General features: G+C 45.3%; 16 protein-coding genes and 1 other annotated feature. Of the genes, 10 read left to right on the top strand and 6 right to left on the bottom strand.

Annotation, left to right across the window (positions count from 1 at the left end; translation table 11 throughout):
* Positions 1 to 257: 257 nt before the first annotated feature.
* Positions 258 to 337 (top strand) — a sequence feature (5S ribosomal RNA rRNA prediction is too short).
* 1,077 nt (positions 338 to 1,414) lie between these two features.
* Entirely contained in the window at positions 1,415 to 2,053 is a 639-nt protein-coding gene (locus tag HQ29_RS09260) for a DNA alkylation repair protein (RefSeq protein ID WP_036869401.1), read from the top strand.
* A gap of 380 nt (positions 2,054 to 2,433) precedes the next feature.
* On the opposite strand, the gene HQ29_RS09250 is transcribed toward HQ29_RS09260, so the two are convergent.
* Both HQ29_RS09250 and HQ29_RS09245 read right to left on the bottom strand, forming a co-directional pair.
* Complete coding sequence (locus HQ29_RS09250) at positions 2,434 to 3,201, bottom strand: TIGR03915 family putative DNA repair protein (protein WP_036847727.1); 768 nt, start codon at positions 3,199 to 3,201, stop codon at positions 2,434 to 2,436.
* A gap of 28 nt (positions 3,202 to 3,229) precedes the next feature.
* Positions 3,230 to 4,495, bottom strand: coding sequence for a putative DNA modification/repair radical SAM protein (locus HQ29_RS09245; protein ID WP_036869397.1), 1,266 nt, complete (start codon positions 4,493 to 4,495; stop codon positions 3,230 to 3,232).
* A gap of 490 nt (positions 4,496 to 4,985) precedes the next feature.
* Here HQ29_RS09245 and HQ29_RS09240 point away from each other — a divergent pair, with 490 nt between their 5' ends.
* The 9 genes from HQ29_RS09240 (at position 4,986) to HQ29_RS09200 (ending at position 18,886) form a co-directional block, all read left to right on the top strand.
* Positions 4,986 to 6,563, top strand: coding sequence for a sulfatase family protein (locus HQ29_RS09240; RefSeq protein WP_036869395.1), 1,578 nt, complete (start codon positions 4,986 to 4,988; stop codon positions 6,561 to 6,563).
* A gap of 37 nt (positions 6,564 to 6,600) precedes the next feature.
* A complete protein-coding gene (locus HQ29_RS10010) occupies positions 6,601 to 7,134 on the top strand; it encodes a lipocalin family protein (RefSeq protein ID WP_052090053.1) in 534 nt (177 codons plus the stop codon).
* A gap of 74 nt (positions 7,135 to 7,208) precedes the next feature.
* A complete protein-coding gene (locus HQ29_RS09230; protein WP_036869392.1) occupies positions 7,209 to 8,759 on the top strand; it encodes a THUMP domain-containing class I SAM-dependent RNA methyltransferase in 1,551 nt (516 codons plus the stop codon).
* Between the two features lie 35 nt (positions 8,760 to 8,794).
* The gene (locus HQ29_RS09225; RefSeq protein ID WP_036869390.1) at positions 8,795 to 10,957 is read left to right on the top strand and encodes a S9 family peptidase; all 2,163 of its coding nucleotides are present in this window, start codon (positions 8,795 to 8,797) and stop codon (positions 10,955 to 10,957) included.
* Positions 10,954 to 12,267 carry a phosphoribosylamine--glycine ligase gene (gene purD / locus HQ29_RS09220; protein WP_036869388.1) on the top strand — a complete coding sequence of 438 codons (1,314 nt, stop codon included), beginning with the start codon at positions 10,954 to 10,956 and terminating at the stop codon, positions 12,265 to 12,267. The genes HQ29_RS09225 and purD overlap by 4 nt, the downstream gene beginning before the upstream one ends.
* Complete coding sequence (locus tag HQ29_RS09215) at positions 12,258 to 13,190, top strand: hypothetical protein (RefSeq protein ID WP_036865264.1); 933 nt, start codon at positions 12,258 to 12,260, stop codon at positions 13,188 to 13,190. Before purD ends, HQ29_RS09215 begins: the two co-directional genes overlap by 10 nt.
* Positions 13,175 to 13,624 (top strand): YqaA family protein, encoded by a 450-nt coding sequence (locus HQ29_RS09210; RefSeq protein WP_036788366.1) that lies wholly within the window; start codon positions 13,175 to 13,177, stop codon positions 13,622 to 13,624. Before HQ29_RS09215 ends, HQ29_RS09210 begins: the two co-directional genes overlap by 16 nt.
* Positions 13,625 to 13,667: 43 nt before the next feature.
* Complete coding sequence (locus HQ29_RS09205; protein WP_036869387.1) at positions 13,668 to 16,910, top strand: S41 family peptidase; 3,243 nt, start codon at positions 13,668 to 13,670, stop codon at positions 16,908 to 16,910.
* Positions 16,911 to 17,194: 284 nt separating this feature from the next.
* Complete coding sequence (locus tag HQ29_RS09200; protein WP_036869385.1) at positions 17,195 to 18,886, top strand: family 20 glycosylhydrolase; 1,692 nt, start codon at positions 17,195 to 17,197, stop codon at positions 18,884 to 18,886.
* A 732-nt stretch (positions 18,887 to 19,618) separates the two neighbouring features.
* On the opposite strand, the gene HQ29_RS09195 is transcribed toward HQ29_RS09200, so the two are convergent.
* The 4 genes from HQ29_RS09195 to HQ29_RS09180 form a co-directional block, all read right to left on the bottom strand.
* Positions 19,619 to 19,834 carry a hypothetical protein gene (locus HQ29_RS09195; RefSeq protein ID WP_152565542.1) on the bottom strand — a complete coding sequence of 72 codons (216 nt, stop codon included), beginning with the start codon at positions 19,832 to 19,834 and terminating at the stop codon, positions 19,619 to 19,621.
* A 239-nt stretch (positions 19,835 to 20,073) separates the two neighbouring features.
* Positions 20,074 to 21,447: a trigger factor gene (gene tig / locus HQ29_RS09190; RefSeq protein ID WP_036869383.1), complete on the bottom strand. Its 1,374-nt coding sequence runs from the start codon at positions 21,445 to 21,447 to the stop codon at positions 20,074 to 20,076.
* Positions 21,448 to 21,542: 95 nt separating this feature from the next.
* Positions 21,543 to 22,682 carry a metallophosphoesterase gene (locus HQ29_RS09185; protein ID WP_036869380.1) on the bottom strand — a complete coding sequence of 380 codons (1,140 nt, stop codon included), beginning with the start codon at positions 22,680 to 22,682 and terminating at the stop codon, positions 21,543 to 21,545.
* A complete protein-coding gene (locus HQ29_RS09180; RefSeq protein ID WP_394332372.1) occupies positions 22,679 to 24,025 on the bottom strand; it encodes an MATE family efflux transporter in 1,347 nt (448 codons plus the stop codon). Before HQ29_RS09180 ends, HQ29_RS09185 begins: the two co-directional genes overlap by 4 nt.
* Positions 24,026 to 24,067: the final 42 nt, after the last annotated feature.

Here is a 24,067-nt window from a genome sequence, read left to right as displayed (position 1 = left end):
AGGCCACAGGTGCAAGTGCAGTAATGTATTCAGCCGAGTGGTACTAATCTCCCGAACGCTTATATTGAGAAGATCTCTCAATTAAAGGGTGTTGTAGTTTTAGGACTATGTTCTTTTCTCCGTATATGTTAGACATACAGCGTGGAAGAAGTGTGGGAAGATATACTTCTGACACGAGAAAGAGATAGTGAAGAAGTCGGAAAAGGAAACGAACGAGACAAGGGAAACAAAGACGCCGACGGACTTGCGAAGCCAATAAAGGTGGCTATAGCATCGGGGATCCACCTCTAACCATTCCGAACAGAGCAGTTAAGCCCGATCACGCCCGCCACTTATATAGAGAAGGAGAGAGACATGAACGGTAACAGGACATGGCTCTCTCCTTTGTTTTTATAGGTTGGCCGGTTTGTTCTTCTCTTCTCTTCTCTTCTCTTTACCCCCTTTTTGTCTTTTCGCCATTCCGCATGAAAATACAGACGGAAACTTTTCACTGCTTTCTCTTTGATTTTTATTTTGTTCTTCCTTCGGATGAAAATAGATATGGCTTTACTGTTGTCTTCTTTTCAATCCTTTTTCTCTTTCCATGCTTCTAAGGAATATGCAAATAGAAGGGTAGGTAGCCGCCACTTGAAGAGAAGGAGAGAGACATGAACCGTAACAGGAACGTGGCTCTCTCCTTTGTTTTTGGAGGTTTACAGATTTTGCTTCTTCTTTCTTTTCTCCTCTTCAATCGTTTTTTTCTTTTTCTCCACTCCGTATGAAAATACCAATGGAACTCTTTGCTATCTTCTCTTTAATTCTTTTCACTCCGTTCCTCCTCTGTATTAAGACACATACGAGCTTCCTTCTTTCTCCTCTTTAATCCTCTTTCTTCTTATCCTTCCCTGTATGAAAATAGAGATGGAATAGCTACTTTTCCTCTNTTAATCCTCTTTCTTCTTATCCTTCCCTGTATGAAAATAGAGATGGAATAGCTACTTTTCCTCTTCCTCAATCCTTTTTCTCTTTCCATATAGGTTGTTCTTGAGTATGGGGCGTATATTCTCCATTCTCTTTAATCCCTTTTTCTTTTTCCATACTTCTGGAATACACAAATAGGAGAAGTAGGTAGTCGCCACTTAGCTAGAAGGAGAGAGGTATGAACCGTATGACGGGGATTGTTTCTCTCCTTTGTTTTTATAGGTTTGCTGTTTCAGTTTCTATCTTCTTCGGTGTGCTTCAACTGTAAGAAAGAATCTTTTTGGCTTAGCTCTATCAGTATTGAATAAATTTGTTTCCTTCCTAATTGAAATAATTACTTCACTTAACATGTCGTCCTTATGATACGAGAAAGAGGGATTTATCATTAAAGAAAAAATTGTTTTTGCGATAATAAACCCTTTGTTGTACTTTTAGAGGATTGATTGTGACGATTATGGTGACGAGTCGAGGAGCTAATAGTAGAAAAATTGATACTATTTTGAATAGAATAGTAGAGATAGAACACGGCTTCAAACATGTGAATGAAGGAGCAGAAGAAATCATATTGCTGTATGGAGATGAGCATTGTTTCGATATAGCTCTTGATCTATTTAAGAAAGATAGCTATCAAGTTCGAATGTTGGCTACTGTTATCTTAGGGCATTTAGCTGTGAGTAATCAGGCAGCTCTTTTGTATCTGAAAGACATAGTCAGTATGGATACGAACTGGCGAGTCCAAGAGATGCTTGCAAAAGCTTTTGATGAGATATGTAGAAAAAGAGGTTATGAAGCATCTCTACCCCTTATTGAAGAGTGGATGAATGCAGAAAATCCTAACATTATCCGAGCTGTAACAGAGGGATTGAGAATATGGACAAGCCGCCCTTTCTTCAAGGATAGACCATTATTAGCTATCGAACTTATCAGCAAACATAAGGCTCATCCAAGCAAATACCTGAGAAAATCTGTAGGAAATGCTTTGAGAGATATAGGAAAAAAGCATCAAGATTTACTACTTGAAGAATTAAAGAGTTGGGACTTATCCGATCCATTGGTTTTATTTACCTATAAGCTTGTGACAAAGAAAAGGTGATAATGCCTTTAGTATGAAAGTTTTGGACAGAGACCCTTGATAGTTAATTTGAATACTAAGAATATATCTCTATCTGAGATAAAGAAGAAAAATCCACAACTGATACTTATTATCGTAAGCAATACAGAGGCAGTAGAACGATTAAGTGCAAATCAAATACCTCTGAACAAAGCTCCATTCTTTAACGAACGAGTGAGATATGAGAGGTCTGGTTTTAAGATCCAGATGGGTATGGAATAGTGTTGTTGGGGTTATCGGAACATCCAATTGTGGAGTTGAGCCAAAGATAATACCTAACTAAATAAGTTAAATGAGGAAGTAAAAGCAAATAGCCGATACTTCCCTGTTCAATGTCCTTGAAAAGGTAGATTTTGTAGCCTTTACTGCATCTCCGTCAGATACTTCCAGTATCGTTTCGGCATATTTTGGCGTTGAAGTTTGAGATTGATGCGCTCTTTTACCGTGATGCTTTGGAAGTATTCTTTCCACATTTTTTGGAATAAAATCTCCTCGTCAGACAGCTTCTCCTCTTCTATTATGCCGCTTTTGAGAGCAGTAAAATCTTTCTCGGAGAATGAGATATAGCGTGTTGTTGCTTTGTCGTAGTAGATGCCGGAGTTTCTGTTCGTGTCATATATGATCCACTGCTGGTCTGCATATCTTGCCTCAAAGTGAGAAACGATAAGAGAGAGTATATTGAAACGGGGAGCTATGGGGGCAAAATAGATGTTGTCTGCCGTTCGTTGAAATCGGACGAACTGGATGAATTTTCTCGATTCTCCTGCAACCTTTCTTGTAATCTCTTTTACCCGTATTACGTCTTCGTCTCCGAAGTTCATTTCATAGCCTTTAGGGGCATCTATCACCTTACAGATGTATCTGAATAGAAGCATTTCCACTTCAGGCAGCTCCGACAGCCACACCAAGAGAAGCATGTTTTGAGCAATCTTAGAGATCTTCTTTTCCAAGCCGGACCATACACGTCCGGCTTTTTTTGTGTCTGCGCTTATGGTGTATACCTCGTCCATGAGAAAAGACCTTTGTGCGTCTTGCGAAAGGATGGCTTCCGGTACAATCTTCTGCTCATAGGAGAAAAAGATGCAGGAGAGCAACCCGTCGAGTGTTTTGTCGTAAAGAAATATCGCCATCCTTCTTCTGTCTGTTTTCAGGCTGTTATCACTCTCCGAAGTTTATAGGAATCTGCATTGCTGCAGCCAATGCCTGCTTCTCTTTTTTCTCTGCGACCTGCTTGCGAACGTATTCGGGAGAAAGTTCGTTGATGGTGCGCATCGGGAGATCTCGGCAAATGATAAAGTATTGTGCTCTTTTCATCACCACTCCCATTCGTTTCAGCTGAAAAGAGTAGAGTGTCCCGAATCTTCTTGAAGCGATAATCAGCTTTGCGGACTTCACTCCTATTCCCGGTATCCTCAGTATCAATTCATAAGGAGCCGTACTCAAATCCACCGGAAAATACTCCGGATGCCGAAGTGCCCAGCTCATCTTCGGATCTATATCCAAGTCCAAGTCCGGATGCCGGTCGTTCACAATCTCATCCGCACTGAAGTTATAGAACCTCATCAACCAGTCTGCCTGATAGAGTCTGTTCTCTCGTACCAGTGGCGGAGAGAGCAGAGCCGGAAGACGGCTGTCATTCGTATTGACCGGGATATAGCCGGAGTAATAAACCCGTTTGAATGAAGGACGTTTGTAGAGGGCGGATGCGAGGGTCAGTATCTGCTTGTCGCTGTCCGGAGTGGCACCTATAATCATCTGTGTACTCTGCCCGGCAGGAACAAACTTCGGTGCAGAGCGAAACTTCTTTCTCTCTTCGACGCTTTCCAACATCCCTTGTTGGATAAAACGCATAGGTCCGAACACCCCGGCATAATCCTTTTCCGGGGCGAGGATTTTCAGGTTCTCTTCGGACGGAATCTCCAGATTTACACTCATCCGATCCACATACGTTCCTGCTTTGGCTACCAATTCCCGGCTCGCTCCCGGTATGCTCTTCATGTGAATGTAGCCGTTGAATCCGTACACCTCTCTTAGTAGCTTCACTGTTCGCAGCATCTGCTCCATCGTATAGTCCGGATTGCGTATCACTCCGGAGCTTAGGAAGAGCCCTTCGATATAGTTTCTGCGGTAAAACTCAATAGTCAGCTCTGCCAGCTCTTCGGGCGTGAACATGGCTCGCTGCACGTCATTGCTTCTTCTGTTGGAGCAGTAGGCACAGTCGTATATGCAGTGATTGGTCAGCAATACTTTGAATAGAGAGATGCAACGTCCGTCCGGAGTGAAGCTGTGACAAATACCCCACCCCGAAGCGTTACCTATTCCGCCCTTTGTATTCTTGCGAGAAGAACCGCTGGATGCACAGGATACATCATACTTTGCAGCTTCTGCAAGCGTTTTCAGCTTCTCTATCGTGCTTTCATTCATTAGGAAAAGTGTCTTTGCTCGGTATTGTGAGAGGAAGTTTTACCTCTTTCTACGACACCTAAAGATAGTCTAATTTACGATATGAACTCTTATAAACGAAGCCGAATTGCACCTGTTTTTTCCGAATATAAACTCTTAAAAGTGGTTGTAAACAGGATAAAGAGTTGTACTAAAGCGGTATAAATCTACAAACCGAATCTCGATTTGCAGCCGTCAAGCCACGATTGGTGCAAATCATGCTTTGATTTGCAGAAGTCAAGCCTTGATTTTCGGCTCTGAACGTGTTAAGTCTTGGTTGTAAACAGGTTTGGAGTAAGTTGTGAGTATATCTAAAAGAAGAAAGAAGGGGGACTCTGTTTTCTCCCTTTCAGACTCATTCTCTTCCTTTTGTGTGCAGAAAATTTTTCGTTCCGGTATCGGATGTATTACCATTAGGGCGATTAAGGTTATCTTTGTGGTACAAGTTTAATGTTTTTCAAAGGATCCATAGATGAAGAGTGTCTATAAAGTGGTGTTGCTGCCCCTTTCGGGTGTTGCGATGGTGGCTCCGGCAAAGCTGTTTGCCGAGGGAAAGAGAGAATCGAATAAGCCTCTGAACATTGTGTATATCATGACCGATGATCATACCAGACAGATGATGAGCTGTTATGACGGGCGTCATATCAGTACGCCCAATCTGGATCGGATAGCGGAGCAGGGGGTCTTATTTTCCAATGCTTACGTGGCAAACTCTATTTCCGGACCGAGTCGAGCATGTCTTCTTACCGGGAAGCACAGCCATAAGAATGGTAAGAAGGATAACCATACCACTTTTGACGGCAATCAGCAGACGGTTCAGGAACTTTTGCAAAAGGCAGGATACCAGACGGCGATGATCGGTAAGTGGCACTTGGATAGCCAGCCTCGTCACTTCGACCACTGGGAGATATTGCCGGGACAAGGAGACTATTACAATCCGGACTTCATCACTGCTGCCGGAAAGACGAAGTATGAAGGATATGTAACCACCGTTACCACAGACTTGGGGCTGGAGTGGCTGGACAGCAAACGAGACAAAGACAAACCGTTCTGCCTCTTCCTGCATCACAAAGCCGTGCATCGAAACTGGATGGCAGATACTGCGGATCTTGCGCTGTACGAGGATAAGGTGTTTGAATTGCCTGCCAACTTCTACGATAACTACGAGGGTCGCCCCGCCGCAGCCAAGCAGGAGATGAGCATAGCCAGCGACAGGGATATGGACTTGGCTTATGACCTTAAAATATACCGGGAAGGGAAACGATCCAGACTCAGCGGATGGTATCCGGGAATGATGGAAAGAATGACTCCGAAGCAGAGAGCAGCATGGGATAAGCATTACAATCCGATCATTGAGCAGTTTGTCTCCGTCGGACTTCAAGGGCAAGAGCTTGCCGAGTGGAAGTACCAACGCTACATGAGAGACTATGCCAAGACGGTGAAGTCCCTGGACGACAACGTGGGTAGAGTGCTGGACTATCTGGAGCAGAGCGGACTGCTTGAAAATACGGTCGTGATCTACACATCGGATCAAGGGTTCTACATGGGTGAGCATGGCTGGTTCGATAAACGATTCATGTACGAAGAGTCTTTCTCTACCCCTCTATTGGTAAGACTTCCGAAGGGATATGGTAAGAGAGGAGAGATATCTGAGTTGGTACAGAACATAGACTTTGCCCCAACGATGCTGGATATTGCCGGAGTGGAGATACCTGAAGATATACAGGGAGTATCGCTGATGCCGTTGCTTTCAAGCAAGAAAGCCCCCAAAGATTGGCGAAAGTCGCTCTACTATCACTTCTATGAATTTCCGGGAGAGCACGCCGTGCGTCGCCACTTCGGCGTTCGTACCGAGCGGTACAAGCTGATCCGATTCTACAAGGATATAGATGCCTGGGAGCTGTATGACCTAAAGACCGATCCTTCCGAAATGAACAACCTCTATGGTGATCCCGGCTACGAAGCGGTAACACAAGAGCTTAAGCAGGAGCTTAAACGCCTGCAAGAGTTGTACGATGATCCTATTCGGACAAGTGTAAGTATAGAATAATGACTACCTTTAGAGGTAAATAATAGAGTCTTAGTCCATGAAAACAAGAACTAAAGCAGCCATAACTCTTGCCGTCGGAGCATTGGGCTATATGGCATACAGGGAGTGGGGTAGAGTAAAACCGGCAAGAGCATATCCGATAGACTCTTTTGAGCCGGAAAAGTTTGTCGGCTCATGGCTTGTGGTGGCAGGTACACCCCAGTGGGTTTCTTCTTGTAGAGAGAATTTGAGCTACGACTTTTCCATTCTTCCGGATGGCTCCATGCAAGTCTTGAAGAGCTACTGCGAGGCGAGCAAGGAGCGTTGGCATCGCTCGGTAGGGCATGTGCTGTTTCGCGGTTCTTCCTCTCGCGGTGCACTCAGAGTATCTTTTTGTGGACCGTTTTATCGTGGATACAATGTTGTTGCGGTAGATGAAGCTTACAGCGTGGCTCTTATAATAGGACGCACCGCAGCGGAAGCGATGATCCTTTCGCGTACTCCGGATGTGCCGGCAGAGATAATGGAGAAGTACATATCCCTCGCCAAATATATCGGCGTCAAGATGGGGGCTTTTGTTTGTCTGGCTTAGAGGAGGATTTCTGTGATTTTATACAACTGTTGTCAAACTATCGGAACGATAGCCTGCTTAATAGAAATAGATAGATGGAGATAGAAGAAAGAGAACAATTCAGGATGATGGCGAAGACCTTGCACGGTCTGGAAGAAGTACTCTGCAAAGAGTTGCAGGAACTTGGAGCCGAAGAGATAGAAAAAGGTAGACGCGTGGTCTATTTTAAGGGAGATAAAAGGCTGCTGTACAAAGCCAATATTCATCTTCGTACAGCATTGAGAGTCCTTGTCCCGATTGCCACATTCGAGGCGACAAATGCAGATGAGGTTTATGACTATCTCAATGAGCATATCGCTTGGGACAACTATCTGGATCCCAAATCTACCTTCGCGGTGGACAGCGTGGTCTATTCGGATCACTTTACACACAGTAAGTTTGTTGCTTACAGAACGAAAGATGCCATTGCCGACTACTTCTCGGATCTGCAGGGACGCAGACCCAATGTTTCGGTGAGTAACCCTGATATTTTATTCCATCTCCATATCTCGCATACAACCGTAACACTCGCTCTCGATTCCAGCGGTGAAAGCCTTCATATCCGAGGGTATAGGAAAGTTCAGACAGATGCTCCCATATCGGAGGTTTTGGCTGCCGGGATGCTGCTTCTTGCCGGTTGGGAAGGCAAGAGTGCCTTTGTGGATCCGATGTGCGGTAGCGGTACCATCCTTATAGAAGCACTTCTTATGGCGAAGGGGATACCTCCCGGTATCTTCCGTCCCTGTTTTGCTTTCGAGAGATGGAAAGATTTCGACCAAGAGTTGCTGAGCTCCATTCTGGATGAATGGGAGGAGAAACCATTCAATCATCCCGTTGTGGGGATGGATATATCCCCAAAGGCGATAGTTGCAGCCAAGAAAAATGCCGAATATGCAGGTGTTTTGAAGGATATTTCTTTTGTTGTGTCCGATATATCGGACGTCTTGCCGGAACAAGTCCCGGCTTTATCTTCGGGAGAAGAGCCGCCGATGCTTATGACAAACCCTCCGTATGGAGAGCGGCTTCGTCCGGAAGATTTGGAAAAGACATATAGTGTGCTTGGATCTAAACTCAAGCATACCTTTACGGGGTATCGTGCGTGGGTTATCTCTTCATCCAAGGAGGGGTTGTGGAAGATCGGTCTTAAGCCATTTTTCAAAGAGGTGCTTTTCAACGGTTCTTTGGAGTGCGAGCTGAGAGGCTATGAGACATTTTCGGGAAAGAGAAGCGAGTTTTTGGAAAAGTCTCCCGAAAAACCATCTCGAAAATCTTCTAAGGAGTCGGAGTTCAAAACCAGAGGTTACTCCGTTTCAAAAGGACAATCTTCCGGAGATGGTGAGAAAAGCGGAAGAAGAAAAGGCGATTTCAAGAAGCAGGAAGAGGGAGAGAAGAGAGCATTTAAGCCCCGCACTTTTGGAGCCAAAACAGATAAGAAGCGGGAGGAACCCGAACTGTCTCGCTCCGAAAGAGAGATAGAAGAGTTTCGCAGAGAGTTCAGACCTCGTAGGATAGCTCATTTCGATGACGAGAGACGCAGAGCACCCAAGAGAGAGAACGAAGTGCGCTTCCGTCCTCGCCGAAAACATATACAGGAAGAGAAAGAATAACAGACAAGTCATATATCCAAACATTTTAAGAGAAGATGAAAAAGACCCTGAGCGTATCTCTACTTTTGATACTGCTTTTAGGCGGAAAAGCCACAGCACAGATGAAAACGTTTACGTTGGATCAACTTATTCCGGGAGGAAAAGAGTCTCACACGATAGTGCCGGAAAGCACAGCACGTCCTCTGCTTACCAATACTCATTTTATCTATAAGAGAGATAATATCTGGGTAGCTGCTCCACTTTCCGATGTGAGCAAACATCGACCATTCCTGACCCCCGACAGCTGGAAATCTTTGACTGGGGAAGAGGAGATGCCGTATGCCATCTCCCCAGGGGCAAAAGGCTCTTATCTCATAGCATATCACCCCTCTTTCGTTTATCATATCTCCAATGACGGGAAACAGATACTGGCAAAGTACAAGAGTGTGCCGGGAGGGGATAAGCTCTATCACTCGACGGAGAAGGGCGCAATATCTCAGAGTGCCAACCATAAAGTATATATCATCTATCCCGATGCCGAACCACAAGAGATCACTCCGGATGGATCGCGAGAAGTGGTCTATGGTGAGGTGCCTCATCGTAACGAGTTCGGAATAAATGATGGTATGTTCTGGTCTCACGACGGACGTCTTCTTGCTTTTTACAGAATGGATCAGAGTATGGTTACAGACTATCCGTTGGTAAATACGGCAGCAAGAATATCGGAACATACTCCCATAAAGTATCCCATGGCAGGGATGGCGAGCCATCATGTTACGGTAGGAATATATGATCTTGAAAGCCAAAAGACCATCTACTTAAAGACCGGTGCACCGGAGGACAGATATTTTACCAATCTTGCCTGGAGCCCGGACGACAGATACCTTTATATAGATGAAGTGAACAGGGAGCAAAATCGCTGTTCTTTGGTGGTGTATGATGTCCGTACGGGAGAAAAGGTAAGAGAAATCCTTCAGGAGACTCACCCAAAGTATATAGAGCCCTCGGACCCTATTATCCCTCTGAACAGCAAGAAGCAGGACAGCTTTCTTAGACTTTCCCGAAACAACGGATTTAAGCATCTTATCCTGTTTACCAAGAATGGAGCTAAGAGCAAACAACTTACTAAAGGAGAGTGGGAGATTACCGATTTTCACGGATTGTCCGCAGATCATAAGTATGCCTACTTTACCTGCAATATCAATAATCCGACGGAAAGACAAGTTGCTCGTGTAGCCATCCCGAGTGGAAAGATGGAGCTGATCACTTCCGTTCCTGCATATCATACTGCTCTATTCAATCCGGGACTTACGGCAATCTTTGACCGATTCTCGTCTCAAACTATTCCCGGTCAGGAAGATATTTATACACTCAAAGGTAACAAGTGGAAAAAAGAGACATTCTTCAAGAGTGAGAACCCTATCGCAGATTTTCGCTTGCCCAATGTAGAAAGAGGTATCATAAAAGATGCTTCGGGGAAGTATGACCTTCACTATAAGATCACTTATCCTAAAGACATCAAACCGGGAGAGAAACTGCCTACAATTGTTTATGTATATGGAGGTCCTCATGCCCAGCTTGTGACAAATTCATGGAATAGCCTGAATCGTGGATGGGATATATTCATGGCACAAAATGGATATGTTGTATTTACGGTGGATAGTAGAGGTTCAGCCAATAGAGGATTGGAGTTTGAAAACGTTACGTTCAGACGACTTGGAGAAGTAGAGATGGCAGATCAGATGAAAGGTGTGGAGTATCTTCTTTCTCTTCCTTTCGTCGATCCGGATAGGATTGGAGTACACGGCTGGAGTTATGGAGGGTTTATGACTACAAACCTTATGCTGACACACTCGGATATCTTTAAGGTGGGTGTTGCCGGTGGACCGGTCATGGATTGGTCTATGTACGAAGTGATGTATGGGGAGCGTTATATGGATACACCTCAAAGCAATCCGGAAGGATACAATACCAACAATCTTCTTAAAAGAGCAGGCGATCTTAAAGGCAGGCTACTCCTTATACATGGAGACCTTGATCCTACCGTGGTTTGGCAACACAGCATACAATTTGTACGAGCAGCAGTAGATGCCGGAACATATCCGGACTACATGGTCTATCCGGGACATGAACACAATGTTCGAGGTTCTCAAAGAGTACACTTGTACTTTACGATCTCCAGATATTTTGACGATCATCTTAAAAATATACGGAAATGAGTCAGGCAAAAACAAAGCATAACATACTTGTTCTCGGTAGTGGAGGAAGAGAAGATGCTCTTGCATGGAAGCTAAGGCAAAGCTCTTTGGCAGATCATCTCTACCTTGCTCCCGGAAATGGAACGGAAAGAAACGGTATAGAGAAGTTGGGCATAAAGCTTTCCGACTTTAATGCCATCTGCTCTGCTATACAAGAGAAGGATATTGATGTTGTGGTCATAGGTCCGGAGCAACCTCTTGTGGATGGTCTGGTTGACTTTCTCAAGGAGAAAAAAGAGCTTGAAAGGCTTCATATCGTGGGACCATCCGCTAAAGGTGCAATGCTTGAAGGGAGTAAAGATTTTGCAAAAGAGTTCATGCAGAAATATGGAATCCCAACGGCAAAGTATCTTACCGTAACTTCTGAAAACATAGCGCAGGGAGAAGCATTTTTAGCCTCTCTTTCCGCTCCTTATGTACTAAAAGCAGATGGACTGGCTGCCGGTAAAGGTGTGTTGATTTTGTCTTCTTTGGAAGAAGCTCTTAAAGAACTTCGGGAGATGCTTACCGGAAAGTTTGGCAATGCCGGCAATAAGGTTGTGATAGAGCAGTATCTTTCCGGTATAGAGTGTTCTTGCTTTGTCTTGACCGATGGCAAAGGCTATATGTTGCTGCCTTATGCCAAAGATTACAAGCGTATCGGCGATGGAGATAAAGGCCTCAATACCGGAGGGATGGGTGCTGTGTCTCCCGTTCCATTCCTCTCTTCGGAACTCAAAAAGCGTATAGAGGAACAGGTGGTATGCCCTACCATAGAGGGACTCAACCGAGAGGGGTTGGACTATAAGGGCTTTGTTTTTATCGGCTTGATGATCTGTGAGGGGAAAGACCCTTATGTGATAGAGTACAACTGCAGAATGGGAGATCCCGAAACGGAAGTGGTAATGCCGAGAATTGGAGAAGATCTTCTGCCACATCTTATCAAACTGAAAGACCAAACGTTGTCTTCCGGATCATTGGAAGAGATTGCGGAGTATGCCACCACTGTTGTCATGACCAGCGGGGGGTATCCGGAAGAATATAAAACAGGATACGAGATTGCCGGAATAGAGTCGGCAGAAAATGGAGACGGAGTGGTTGTCTTCCATGCCGGTACTAAAGGAGCAGACGGTAAACTTCTATCTTCAGGAGGACGAGTGTTGGCATGTACCGGCATAGCCCCTACGCTTCAGAAGGCATTGGATAAGAGCTATCGAGCCACATCGTTAATCTCTTTTACAGACAAGTATAATAGATCCGATATAGGAAAAGATTTGATACCTTGGACATAACAAACATCGCTTTACCGGCACAAAAAGCTTTAGAACAGATTCGTTTTTGCTTTTCTACTTACGAGTTTCTTACTCCGTGGGTGCTTGGTATTGTGTTTGTTTTGACCCTGTTTTTTGTGCGCCGGCACGGACTGATATACTACGGAGGACGCTCTCAGGCATTTGTCGTTCCTCTGTTGTTTACACTCCTTGCCGGTGCTGTTTTTAGGGATATTTCGGTCTGGACTCTCTCTTTATTGAGTACATATCTTCTACTCTTCTTTGTAGAGATAGGTCTGAATAGTTATGGCCGCAAGCAGAGAGTAGTTGCGATGTTTGACACGGGAATCTTCATTGCCCTGCTTGCTCATATCCATCCGGTCTTCTTTATCCTGCTTCCTATTATTTTTAGGGTACTTAGGCGATTGGAACTTCTGCATAAAAAACAGATAGGGGCACTTATTTTGGGGATCTTCTCCATATTTTGGTGTTCTGCTCTGATTATATATATCTTCTCCGGTATAGAGGTTCTAAAGGATAGTGTAGTTCATTACCTTCTTTTACCGGGCGATTTAGTGAAGAATCTCCAATCCTACCGGATATTTTCTCAACAGTTTCTCTTGAGGGAGCTTCCTCTGATTGCGCTTATCATTATGATAGTGGTGCAAACAACCGGAATGCTGCCAAGATCTTTGGAGAGACAGCGGTTTACCATTGATATACACATTCGTTTGGTTATCCTTCTCTATATCGCTCATCTCCTTTATGAGCCTGAGGGGGCATCTCTATACCTTTGCTGTGCCTTCTATATCTCTATACTTTCGGGATATTGTCTGACCCAAGCGAAGGGTGTGATCTTACGCAGTTTGATACTGCTGCCATATCTCTTTTTGCTTTATTCGAGCGTACAAAATTTATTGAATACAACATGGACTTTCTCATAGAATACGGATACTTGGGAGTATTCATTGCCGCATTTCTTGCAGCTACCATCCTACCCTTTTCGAGCGAAGTGGTACTCTCCGGAGTATTGCTTGCCGGTTCGGACTATTGGATGTGCATTGTTGCTGCAACCCTGGGTAATTGGCTTGGAGGTATGAGTTGCTATTGGCTTGGAGCGCAAGGGAAGAAGGAGTGGATTATTAAGTATCTCCGAGTAAATCCGCAACGTCTGGAGAAGATAACTACATGGCTTCAAGGTCGAGGCAGTTGGATGGGCTTTTGGGCATTTCTACCCGGAGTGGGAGACTTTTTTGCAATAGCTCTTGGTCTTCTTCGTGCCAATGTTTGGAGCGTTGCGCTGTTTATGCTTGCCGGAAAACTTGTGCGTTATCTGGTTTGGCAGCAGATTGTAGACTTTTTTGTTGCCCTGTTCTAAACAAGGCATTAACACATACTTATACTTTAACAATAACACTCTTATGAAAAGAAAGATTGCATTATCTCTACTCGCCGGTTTAGGCTTGAGTGCTTTTGCTTCTGCTCAAGAGGCTCCGATGTGGGTGCGTCAAACGGCACTTTCGCCCGATGGTCGGACCATTGCATTTACTTACAAGGGGGATATTTTCACTGTCCCTGTTTCCGGAGGACGCGCCACACAGATTACCTCCAATCCCTCTTACGATACAGCTCCGGTATGGTCTCCGGACAGCAAGAACCTTGCATTTGCTTCGGATCGTGAGGGTGCGATGAATGTCTATCTTACTACTTCGCAAGGAGGACAGGCCAAACGCCTTACGTTTAACTCTTCTTCGGAAATTCCTGTTGCTTTTGACGGCAATCATAACGTTATTTATCGTGCCAATATCCGTCCTGCAAAAGAGGTCGGACTGTTCCCAACGGGAGTCTTCTCTCAGCTTTATACTATTCCTATTACAGGAGGTAGAGCCAAGATGTTCAGTGCCATTACCATGGAAGAACCATCTATCAGAGATGGGAAAATCCTCTATACAGATAGAAAAGGGTATGAAGATCCATTCCGCAAGCATCACACCTCATCTGTAACGAGAGATATTTGGCTTTACAGCAAAGACGGAGGGTATAAGAAGATCACTTCTTTTGTCGGCGAAGACCGTAATGCACAGTGGGTGGCAAATGAAGATGCTTTCTACTATACATCCGAGCAGGATGGAACACTCAATATCTACAAGCGTGCACTCGCCGGAGGAAAGGATGTTCAGCTTACCACGTTTAAGCATCATCCTGTGCGCTATATGTCTGCAGACCGCTTGGGCAATCTCTCTTTCTCCTGGAATGGCGAACTCTATTATATGCCTGTGGGTGGGCAGCCTCGAAAGGTTGATATTGAGATTGTAGCGGACTATACAACTCCGGAAGTGCAGCATTTTAATCTCTCATCCGGTCTCAGCAGTATGGCACTTTCTCCGGATAATAAAGAGATTGCAATGGTTGTTCGTGGAGAGGTTTACGTAACATCTGTAGACTACAAAACCACAAAGCGTATCACCAATACTCCTCAACAAGAAAGAAACATTACATTCAGTCCCGATGGCAGAAAGATTGTTTATGCTTCGGAGCGCAACGGCAAGTGGGATCTTTTCATGACAGAACTGGTCCGTAAAGATGACAAGAGCTTTACTTATGCCAGGGAGTTGAAAGAGACTCAGTTGACAGATAGTCCGTATCCCTCTTTTGATCCAAAGTTCAGTCCGGATGGAAAAGAGATTGCGTTTTTGAGAGATCGTTCTGCTATTGTGGTGCTTAATCTTGCCACAAATAAAGAGCGATTGATAAAGGACAAAGTGTTCGACTATTCCTATTCGGACGGTGATCAGTGGTTTGAGTGGAGTCCGGATTCCAAGTGGATTATAACGAACTATATCGGCGTTGGAGGATGGAACAATAAAGACGTTGCTATTTTCAAAGCAGATGGTAGTGGAACGGTACACAACCTTACTGAGAGTGGTTACTCTGATATCAGAGGACGATTTGTACTTGGAGGTAAAGCGGTTCTTTTCTCTTCGGACAGATCCGGTTATAGAAGCCATGGTAGCTGGGGAGCAGAGCGAGACATCTATTTGATGTTCTTGGATAGAGAAGCGTACGATCAGTTTATCCGTTCTAAAGAAGAGCGCGAATTGGCAAAGACAGAGATTTCTGATGTCGATAAGAAGAAAGAAGACGAAAAGAGTGCGGATAAGAACAAAAAGTCCAAAGCCAAGAAAGACGATAAAGAGAAGAAGACCGAAAAGCCTTTGGTATTCCAGCTTGAAGACAGAGATTATCTCACTGTTCGTCTTACCAGAACGTCCGGAATGCAGACAGATTATGTTATAGAGCCAAAGGGAGAAATCCTTTACTATATTGGTCTTGTAGACAATGCGTTCAATCTGTACGAAATCAATCTTGTCGAAGGTTCTACCAAAGTACTTATCCCCAACATCGGATCCGGTTCTCTGTTCATGGGTAAGAATGGTACCACTCTCTTTGTAGCTACTTCTTCCGGTATCAAGAAGATTGACGGAACCAAGCAGACTCCTGTAACATTCTCTGCGCCATACGAACTTCGTAAGACACAGGAGCGTGAGTATATTTACCGCCACATGGTACAGCAGGTACAGGATAAGTTCTACGACGTCAATCTTCATGGCGTGGATTGGGCAATGTACTCTGCGAACTATGGAAAGTTCTTGCCTTACATCAACAACAACTACGACTTTGCCGAGCTGATGTCCGAAATTCTTGGCGAGCTCAATGCTTCTCACACCGGTGCAAGATACGGAGCTCCCGTCTCTGCACAGATTACGGCAAGTCTTGGTCTGTTCTATGACGAATCTTATACAGGCGACGGGCTCAAGATTGCAGAGGTAATGCCGGGCAGTCCTCTCAAGAATGCAGCGAGCAATGCCAAGCCCGGAGCTATCATCGAAAGCATAGATGGCGAAAAGATCTTACGCAATATGCCCATAGAGCAATACTTCAACGGCAAGGTTGGAAAGCGAGTGCTTCTTACCATCAAGGATGCAAAGAGCGGAAAGGTAACGGAAGAGTACGTCCGCCTCATCTCACAATCGGCAGAGAACGGACTTCTATACAGACGCTGGGTAGAGAAGCGTACCGAAATGGTCAATAAATGGTCGAACGGACGCATCGCTTACATCCATATTCAGGGGATGAACAGCCCGTCGTTCCGCAAGATGTACAAGGAGCTTTTGGGTAAATATCGTCATTGCGATGCCGTTATCGTGGACACCCGCTTCAATGGTGGCGGCTGGCTGCATGAAGATTTGGCTATCCTTTTGAGCGGAAAGGTTTATTCCCGATTCACGCCTCGTGGCACATATATCGGCTCCGATCCTTTCGCTCAGTGGACCAAGCCGTCTGCCGTACTCATGAGCGAGGGCAACTACTCCAACGCTCACGGCTTCCCTTATGTCTATAAGACGCTCGGATTGGGTAAGCTGATCGGTGCGCCCGTACCGGGAACCATGACTGCCGTATGGTGGGAAAGCCAGATAGATCCTACTTTGGTCTTCGGTATTCCGCAGGTAACATGCTCCGATTTGGATGGCAAACCGCTGGAAAACGTACAGCTCGAACCGGATGTTTTGGTTTATAATACACCGGAACAATACCTTGTCGATGACGATCAACAGCTGCGTGCAGCAGTGAAGACTCTCCAAGAGCAATTGAATAAGAAGTAATACTTTCGGTCATTACTTATCTGAAAAAGCACCTAAGCTTTCAAACGAAAGCTTAGGTGCTTTTTATCGTTCTTCGGAATGGTAATTACCGTTCTCCAATTTAGTAATTACCATTTCTCGGTTTAGTAATTACCGTTCTCCAATTTAGTAATTACCATTTCTCGGTTTAGTAATTACCGTTCTCGGTTTAGTAATTATCGTTTTTCAGGTTGATAATTATCTCCAAAATAAATGCTACATTGCTTCCGTTTATAAACATTATATCGTTACCCCAATTTTTCATCATGAAATCTCGTATTACTCTCCTTGTTCCCGCAGTTTTGCTATGGCTCTTCTTGGCAAAATGGCACACCGTATCCGCACAAGTATTGCATCAAAGCTCCCCGAATGCCTACGAATGGCGGGGCTGCATGATAGACGTTTCGCGTCATTTCTTCGGTGTGGATGTGCTGAAAAAGCAGATAGACATCCTCTCCTCCTACGGCATCAATCGCCTGCATCTGCATCTGACCGATGCCGGAGGCTGGCGTTTTGTATTGTCCGGATATCCTCGTCTGACCGAGCTGTCGGCATGGCGTACCGAGAGCGACTGGGACAAGTGGTGGGGAGAAGGGGATCGCCGATACCTCCCGGAAGGAACACCCGGCGCCTATGGCGGATATTACACCGAGACCGAACTGAAAGCCCTCATCGCTTATGCCAATGAACGAGGCATCATGATCGTTCCCGAAGTGGAGATACCGGGGCATAGCGAAGAGGTGATGGCGGCTTATCCGGAGCTGAAGTGCGTTGGGAACGATGGGGCGCAGGCAGACTTCTGTGCCTCCAATCCTGCCTGTTACAAGTTCATAGACCATCTCATAGACGAGGTCGTGAGGATCTTTCCTTCGGATTATATCCACATCGGAGGCGATGAAGCGGGCAAGACACACTGGCGCACTTGCTCCCGTTGCCGGGAGATGGCTTCACGGCTGGGGCTGAAAAGCACCGACGAACTCCAAGACCATATCGTAAGCTATGCCATGCGTCGTGTCACGGCTCACGGTCGTAAGCCTGTCTGCTGGGACGATGCCCTGTGCGACTCTCTCCCCGAAGGCAGCATCGTCATGGTTTGGCGCGATGTCAAGCAGGTGCAGCGTGCATTGGAAAAAGGTTATGACGTTATTTTCTCCCCGTCGCAATATTGTTATCTGGACTATGCACAAGATGCACCACAGTCTCAACCCCGATCTTTCGGAGGCTATCTCCCCTTGAAACGTGTCTGGGAAATGGAGCTGCCGAAAGGGATACTCGGCGTGCAGGGAAACCTTTGGACGGAATACGTAGCTACACCTCAGCATCTGGAGTATATGCTCTACCCTCGTATGCTCGCGATTGCAGAGGTCGGACGTCTGGGAGATAAGCGTCCGCCGTATGAGGTGTTCAGAGCTTGGGCGTTGGAACAAACAGAGCATCTGCGCCGAAACAACGTGAATACATTCGACCTGAAACATGAGCAAGGCGATCGTCCGGAGACTCTTCAGCCTGTCGTCCACAAGGCCTCGGGGGCGAAGGTCATCTATCACAAACCTTTCTATCCTTCCTATAATGCCGGCGGTGAACAGGCTTTGGTAGACGGACTTCGCGGTAACTGGCAGCACGGCGATGGACGTTGGCAGGGTTTCCTGGGAGAGAATTGCCTCGACCTTACTCTTGATCTTGGTAAAACATCTACACTACAATCCATCGGAATGGACTTCCTCCAAGCGGATGTCGCAGGGATCTATCTGCCAAAAGAACTCTGTATCATGGCTTCGACAGATGGGAAAAACTTTGTGGAAATCTTCCGAAAAGAGCATCCGAAAGAGCCTCGAACAATCTCTTTCATAGAGCATTGGAAGTGGGAGGGAAAGATTAAGGCGCGTTACCTGCGTATTATTGGCAAGGCAGGAAGCAGGGGTGAGTGGATCTTTACGGACGAAATCGTCGTGCGCTGATTGGCTCGGCGATATTTGCTCACAAGATTTGCACCATTTTTCTTATGGAAAAGCGGGTACAGAGGCTCGGCTGAAAAGAGCTTCTGATGGGATGGAATATATAAAAATGACCTCCTCCAAAGCTCCTAAAAATCTCTTCTTTTTTCTCTCTTTTCATTATGGAAGAAAAGCCGTAATGTCGTAAGATCTTTTATCCCAAAGTGATACAGATTTTCTCGAATTTGGAAAAAATTTTTTCTCAGTCCGTTTGATGGGGCTTTTTCGCGTTAATAGGTGTAAATTTTAACGCCTTTGTCTGTGAACGTTTCCTAATAAAGAAATTTGCCTTTTCAGAGGCATTTTAGGGTAAAAACAGGTAATCTGCTGATATTTAGTGTCTTGATTATTTTGGCTAAACACTTTAATCGAATCTGGTAAACATATTAAATGAAATCGGTAAATACGTTTACCGACTTCGTTAAATACTTTAAGCCGACAAAATATACTGCTTTAGCGTTTTGAGTAAACCTGCATCAAAAATCGTGTTAATAAAACAGCCCGAATTTAACAGTNTACTGCTTTAGCGTTTTGAGTAAACCTGCATCAAAAATCGTGTTAATAAAACAGCCCGAATTTAACAGTTCGGTCATGCTCTGAAAACACTCCCTCCGATCAAAATAGAGAGCGAAAAAAAAGTGAGTATTTTTCGGGATGGAATATATAAAAATGAAGGGTGGTTTCGGGGGCTGAAAACTATCTCGGAAGATCGGATTGCTCTTCGCACGTTTTTTTCTTCTCCACTCTTTTGCGAGTGTATCTGCCTATGAGATCCGATGCGACAATCATAATGAAAACGATAACTCCTGAAGTGCGGGAGAGCCAACCCATTTCGATGATAAACCTTATTATTACAGCTATCAGTATTGTTACCATCAGGTAGGCGATTACGTACTTTGTTTTTTGTGTCATGATCTGTGTGGTCTTGTTGATCTTGGTGCAAATATACCCCAAATAGCCGTAAGAAGATCTTTGCACAGCAGCTTATCTGCTTCAAAGGTCTCTTTATGGTGTGCGTTAATCTGTATTTCGGACGGAGGATTTCCGGGCTGACGGCTCAAAAGAAACTGCACCCCGAAAGTTTTGTTCCTAACTTTCGGGGTGCAGTTTGGTTATCGGAGTCCGGTATTGTTATCTGTGGCGGGAGAAGATTATGCTTCTGCCGGTTCAAACATTTTCTTGAACTCTTCTGCCGTAACGTTCTTTTCTTCAAGTGTTACCTGGTCTTTCATCCAAGCGGCAAACTTGCTTCTCTCGATCTGATCGTTGATCTGGTTGCGGCTTTCAGGCTTTTCTATAAGCGTCTTGGCGTAGTTGGCAAGCACATCTTCTGGGATGTTGTTCATGCCATACTGTGCAAACTGCATCGCTGCCATCTGTTTTGCAGAGTTGAGAGTGTCTTCCTCTGTGGCTACGATATTATTTGCCGTAAGGATTGCATCTCTGTAAATGTAGCTCTTGATGTCTTCAAAGAAGCGAGGCATAGACTTTTCAAACTCTTCGTCCGTCATCTTTGCTCCCTGCTCGGTAGTCTTGTACCACTTCTTGAGGAGTTCTTCATCCAGTGCGATGGCGTTTGCCTTATGTTCTTTGATGTAAGACTCTGTATCGAGTTGGAACTTATACATGGAGTCGTTCTCGTTCTGTCTGCCGTAGATCTCTCTCAGCTTTGCACGCATTTCGTCTTCGCTCTTTACCTCACCCTCTCCGAATAGAGCATCGAAGAAGTCTTGGTTGAGCTCTGCCGCTTCACTGCGAGTGATCTTTTGGATTTCAAAGCTGAACTGGGATTGGTTGCCTTCCACCTCTTCTTTCTTCAGACCGAGAAGTGATGCAAACTCCACTGTGCTACCGAAAGCAGTGGCAGGATCGAATACCACAACGCTGTTGAGAGATGAGCCGATGAAGAGCTTTTGCTGTTCTTCATTCTTGATCATGGAGACAAGAAGCATGGCGTTTTCTTCCTTGCGCAATCCGCCTTCGAGAGGCTTACCGTCTGCGTCAAGCTCGCATACTGTTCCGCGAATGATGTCGTTTACTTCCACCACTTCTGCATCTACGTAGCGAGGGTTGGACTTAAGTATCTCTTGGATGCGAGCATCTATATCTGCATCTGTAAGCTCTATGTTGTAGTATGGCAGCTTGTCTTCTTTTGTGGGAAGATTGGTTACTTCCGGACGAAGAGCCACTTCAAAGTCGAGTGCGAAAGTCTCTTGCTTCTCAAAGTCGATAGCAGGAGTGCTGTCCGTAACCATGGGTTGTCCGAGCACTTTAAGCTCGTTTTCTCTCAAGGCTTTATCTACTCCTTCGCTGATTTGACGTTGAACTTCTTCTACTTTGGCAGACATACCATAGAGCTTTTGTACCATTGCCATAGGCACTTTACCCTTGCGGAAACCTTGGAAGTTACCGTTGTTCTTGATCTGCTTAAGGGCTTTTTCTACTCCCGGTTTGTAGTCTTCCGGAGTGATAACCACTTCAAAGATGGCTTTGATACCGCTCTTCTCTTTTATTGTTATGTTCATACTCTTATATGATGTGTTTTAATATCCTACTTTATTGAAGCTTACAAAATTAGTGCTATTATTTCATCCGACCAAAAATGGCAGGACGGGATAAGTTATTTTTGAAATTCGACATCTATAATAACCAATTCGCTACGTGTGCCGACACGGAACGGCGATCCCGCCACTCCATATCCGGAAGAGACCACCACCGTGGTATTGCCGTACCGTGAAATGCCTTCGATCTGCTTGAAAGCAAGCTGTACAAGAAAGCGGAAAGGTATAAACTGTCCGCCATGAGTGTGTCCGAACATTGCAAGATCTATGCCCAAACTCTGAGCTTCGTCTATCTGACGGGGTTGATGATCGAGTAGCAGCAGAGGTTTATTGCGGTCTATGCGATAGCGCATTGCCAGCTCAGAGAAAGAGGCACGCCCGTCGGGGTTGTTGTGATCATCCCTTCCGAGCAGCTGTATATCCGTACCGGGAAGAGTGATGAGGGAGTCTATCAGAAGCATTCCTGCGTCTCGAAGCCAAGCCTTTTTGCCCTCGACATCGCCTCGGTACTCGTGATTTCCCATTACGATATAGGTGCCGTACTTGCTGTTGATGGATTTCAAGGTCTCTTTTACGCCCTCTTTCTCTCCATATCTCAGGTCATAATCGAAGATGTCTCCGCCGATGAGAAAAATATCGGGCTTCTCTGCTTCGACCATTTTAGCCAGACGTTCTATGCTGCTCAAGCCCATGATCTCTCCGATGTGAGGGTCCGTTACCAGAGCTATTCGGAGCTTCTCTTGTCCGGGAGAGGGCTTTGCAATCTTCACTTCATAGCGTGAGACGATCGGCTCCATCGTATTGCGATAGCCTTTATTGCACGCCAGTATGAGGAGCAGAAGAGACAGGAGCATCATGTAGCCGTACCACCGCTGTTTGTTTTCAGCGGAGACGTTCCACCTCTTGCGGAACAGCAGAAGCGCAATGCGCGTTCCCAAGCCTATCAGAGCAATGATAAAGCTGTATATGAGAATGATAACGTAGTAGTTGTTAAGGAAATACATGATCTGCCCGAAGCTCTCCCATGGTATGGATTTACGAGCAATATATACTCCGAGGAAGAAAAGATACATCAGGATAAGAAGTGCCATGATCACCTTTCCCCATTTTGTTTTTTTGAGAGAGGTCTGATTCACTTTGTAGAGCAGGTATAACATGATGAGAGTCTGCCCTACAATGGACATGAGGAATACTTTCATAAAGCCGGTTTGATGCGTTTGTTATAGTGGTACAAGTACACAAAAAAAGCTGTCATCGCTGCTAGTATATCGGATATGGGGAGTGAAAACCAGATTCCTTTGAGTCCCAAAATGGGAGGAAGCAGCAATAACAGCGGAATTAGATAGATAATCTGACGGGTAAGAGAGAGAAGCATGGAGACTTTTGCCCTGCCAATGCTCTGAAAGTACTGCGTTGTGGTGATTTGGAAACCGACAACGGCGAAGTGAAAAGTACATACCCGGACAGCATATATAGTGAGATCCATGAGTTTGGGATCAGATGTAAAGCCTCGTACGATGAGGCTCGGAGCGAGAACACCCAATAGTCCGCCAACGAGACCAATGCTCATATTCAAGCCGAAAGATCGCCACGAAGCCTCTTTTACTCTGTGGTAGAGTTCGGCTCCATAGTTATAACCGACAATCGGCTGCATACCTTGAGAAACACCCAAACACAACATCAGGATAAGCATAGCGAAGCTACTCAGTATGCCATACGCCCCCACCGCATAGTCTCCTCCGTACTGTGCCAAACTTTTATTGAGGATCACGGTGATGAGACTGCCGGTCAGCTGCATGGAGAAAGGCGCCATACCGATGGAGAGGATGGCGATGATGTGTCTCTTTTTGAGTTTGAAGTTTTTTATGCGAAGCTGTATGTTGCTGCTCTTACTCAGGAAGTGAGTAACGACGAAACACATACTGATGAACATGGATATGACGGTAGCCCATGCTGCTCCCGCTATTCCCATGTTGAAGACAAAGATAAAGATCGGATCCAGAATAATATTCGATATGGCTCCGATAAGCATTGTCGTCATGGCTTTGGAGGGATAGCCTGCCGCTCTCATTACCGCATTGTAGCTGAAAGCAATGTTTGCAAAGATATTGCCGGGCAGTGCTATTATGAGATATTCGCGAGCATACTTCAAGGTCTGATAGCTTGCGCCGAAAGCCAAAAGGAGATCGTCCAGATAGATGAGACAGAGCAGTGTGGCCGGAAGACTGATCAGGAGCGTGAGGAGAAAAGCATTGCCCAAAAGCTCTTCCGCTGTCTCTCTTTTTTTTGCTCCGAGCAAAATGGAGACCCTTGCAGATGCTCCCGAACCGATGAGCATTCCCATAGCCTGAAGGAATATGATGATGGGAAATGTTACAGCCAGTCCGGATATTGCCAAGCTGCCGACACCATTTCCGATAAACATTCTATCCACGACATTGTAAAGCGAGTTTACCATCGTTCCAACCACAGCCGGAACGGCAAACTGCCTTAGTAGTCGTCCTACCGGAAGATGCTCCAATGCTTCGCTTCTTTTGTCCATCACTTTTATCCTTTCTGTTCGGGAACGGCTCTTGATGCGTTG

Origin of the sequence: Porphyromonas canoris (assembly GCF_000765975.1) — a bacterium.
GTDB classification, from domain to species: Bacteria; Bacteroidota; Bacteroidia; order Bacteroidales; family Porphyromonadaceae; genus Porphyromonas_A; species Porphyromonas_A canoris.
The sequence above is the reverse complement of the archived record's forward strand: the minus strand, read 5'-3'. Positions and strand labels throughout refer to the sequence as shown.

Excerpts from the sequence above, each read along its gene's own strand:
- HQ29_RS09210 (WP_036788366.1), top strand. The coding sequence starts at position 13,175 with ATGGACTTTCTCATAGAATACGGATACTTGGGAGTATTCATTGCCGCA.
- HQ29_RS09240 (WP_036869395.1), top strand. The coding sequence starts at position 4,986 with ATGAAGAGTGTCTATAAAGTGGTGTTGCTGCCCCTTTCGGGTGTTGCG.
- HQ29_RS09230 (WP_036869392.1), top strand. The coding sequence starts at position 7,209 with ATGGAGATAGAAGAAAGAGAACAATTCAGGATGATGGCGAAGACCTTG.
- HQ29_RS09205 (WP_036869387.1), top strand. The coding sequence starts at position 13,668 with ATGAAAAGAAAGATTGCATTATCTCTACTCGCCGGTTTAGGCTTGAGT.
- HQ29_RS09185 (WP_036869380.1), bottom strand. The coding sequence starts at position 22,682 with ATGAAAGTATTCCTCATGTCCATTGTAGGGCAGACTCTCATCATGTTA.
- purD (WP_036869388.1), top strand. The coding sequence starts at position 10,954 with ATGAGTCAGGCAAAAACAAAGCATAACATACTTGTTCTCGGTAGTGGA.
- HQ29_RS09250 (WP_036847727.1), bottom strand. The coding sequence starts at position 3,201 with ATGGCGATATTTCTTTACGACAAAACACTCGACGGGTTGCTCTCCTGC.
- HQ29_RS09180 (WP_394332372.1), bottom strand. The coding sequence starts at position 24,025 with ATGGACAAAAGAAGCGAAGCATTGGAGCATCTTCCGGTAGGACGACTA.
- HQ29_RS09195 (WP_152565542.1), bottom strand. The coding sequence starts at position 19,834 with ATGACACAAAAAACAAAGTACGTAATCGCCTACCTGATGGTAACAATA.
- HQ29_RS09225 (WP_036869390.1), top strand. The coding sequence starts at position 8,795 with ATGAAAAAGACCCTGAGCGTATCTCTACTTTTGATACTGCTTTTAGGC.
- HQ29_RS10010 (WP_052090053.1), top strand. The coding sequence starts at position 6,601 with ATGAAAACAAGAACTAAAGCAGCCATAACTCTTGCCGTCGGAGCATTG.
- HQ29_RS09260 (WP_036869401.1), top strand. The coding sequence starts at position 1,415 with ATGGTGACGAGTCGAGGAGCTAATAGTAGAAAAATTGATACTATTTTG.
- HQ29_RS09245 (WP_036869397.1), bottom strand. The coding sequence starts at position 4,495 with ATGAATGAAAGCACGATAGAGAAGCTGAAAACGCTTGCAGAAGCTGCA.
- HQ29_RS09200 (WP_036869385.1), top strand. The coding sequence starts at position 17,195 with ATGAAATCTCGTATTACTCTCCTTGTTCCCGCAGTTTTGCTATGGCTC.
- tig (WP_036869383.1), bottom strand. The coding sequence starts at position 21,447 with ATGAACATAACAATAAAAGAGAAGAGCGGTATCAAAGCCATCTTTGAA.